2 protein-coding genes are annotated in these 1,798 nt (G+C 44.3%); both read right to left on the reverse strand.

Going from position 1 to position 1,798, the window contains the following annotated elements; genetic code table 11:
• Window positions 1-29: 29 nt before the first annotated feature.
• Window positions 30-755 (reverse strand): hypothetical protein, encoded by a 726-nt coding sequence (locus tag F6K49_RS45485; RefSeq protein WP_293108772.1) that lies wholly within the window; start codon window positions 753-755, stop codon window positions 30-32.
• 42 nt (window positions 756-797) lie between these two features.
• A partial coding sequence (locus F6K49_RS45490) for a ParM/StbA family protein (protein ID WP_293108775.1) occupies window positions 798-1,798 on the reverse strand: 1,001 nt, incomplete at its 5' end.

Below are 1,798 nucleotides of genomic sequence, written 5' to 3' on the forward strand. Positions count from 1 at the left end.
TACGTTTTGTCATATTAGTATACAGTTAATTAAAAATCCTCTAATAAAGAACCCAAGCGACTTAGTAACGGATCATCAGATTGATCAGCGTCTTTTTCCCATCCTACTTGAGCCGTAGCATCTGACTCTCTAGTCGCTTTTGCTGTGGATCCCTGTTCTGTGGCGCGAGGCACATCCGTCGTACTAAAATTGGACAGCACTGTTTCTACACCAGCAACTTGCTGTTTTAAGTGTTCGAGTTGTTGATGAGAACGGTCATCGACTTGCTTGACCTGTTCGATTAATGCCATCAATTGATCATCAAGTTGTTCAGAGGATTCTTCAGTAGATAGAACTTGCTCTAATTTCCCAAGCTGCTGTTGTAACTGGGTCAATTGTTGAGTTGTATTAGAGTCTATTTCCTCAATTCGTTGAGTCAGATCAGTTAGCTGACTATTCAGTTGGCTAGGACTCTGAACGGATAACGTCTGTACCACTTCAGTTAATTGCTGCTGCAGTTGGGTTAGCTTGTCTTCAAGATTTCCAACACTTGCTGTTTCCTCGGTTGTTCCCTCGGTTGTTTCCTGGGAGGATGCTTTTTCCTGAGAGGATTCTGGTTTTAACAGAAACTCTTGGATAGCTTGCTTGCAAAACATGCTAAAGCTAGGATACTGACCCTTAGCTAGTTCTTTCTCCACTGCCTTTAGTAGGGCTTGATCCTCCCGGTTAGTGGTAAATGCTACTGTTTTATTTACTTTTTTTGCGATCGCTGCCATGGGAATTATTCCTATAATCCTACTGGATAATTACAATAAAATTTATCGAGATGCTGATTGCTTCTGCACCTCTCCATAAATGTATTGTCCCAAAGCATTCGCTTTTCGAGAGGGTTGAGCTAAGTAACCCTTGAGTCTAGCTTCCTTAAAGATAAGTTGAAGATCATTCCAGAAGAATTGTCCACCACCACCGGTCACGACTACGTCTGTGGTGCGTTCTGGTAGCCAAGCGAGCAAGCGATCAGATAGTTCACGGGCAAAACTTTTGCGCAAACTCGGTATAATTTCGTCGAGGTCTGTGGGCTGAGCAGCACCCTTAGGACGATAAAAGCGCTCTCCCTCTGGACGATTAACCGCTTTGATTAATAGTAACGATTGACTGTCAGCTCCCTGAATTTGGGTAGCTAATTGATCATAAAACTCATTCATGGCAAATGCTTCACTCTGAGATGCTCCTCTAGCAAATCGGAACGAATCTGCCATGATAAAGTCAGTGGTTTGGTGGCCAATATCCACAACGGCGACGGAACGGTCATGTAATCCGCCATCGGATGGATCGTTTTCCTGAACTTCAACCCAGATCAAGCTACCATAGCCCTCTGGTATTACCCAAACTTTCTTAATCGTAATCGAGACTTGTTCCCCTCTGTAGTACATGACATGAGGAGAAGCCAGGATACCAATTAATTCCTCTTTTTCACGCTCAAACTGCTCTTGGGAATGGTAGGGCAATCCCATGATAATTGCCAAGTCACCTTGAAGCTCGAAATGTCCTACGCAGGCAAAAACTTTTATCAAGGCATCTTCTACTTTCGATTGACCAACACCCAAGTTAGCTCCGAAGTCAGCAGCTAGTTGTCCAATGGCGTATCCTTTGCCTTGATACTCCAGCCAAATATCTAATAGAGGGTCACCCAGTCGAGCTTCAAACCCACCCCGACGCACTTGCTCAACGGTGAGATGGGCAACATTGGCAGGAATTAGCACTACACCATCGGGGTAACGGCTGATACAAGCTTTAGTAGAGGTACGACCTAAGTCAA

The sequence above is a fragment of the Moorena sp. SIO3I6 genome, assembly GCF_010672095.1.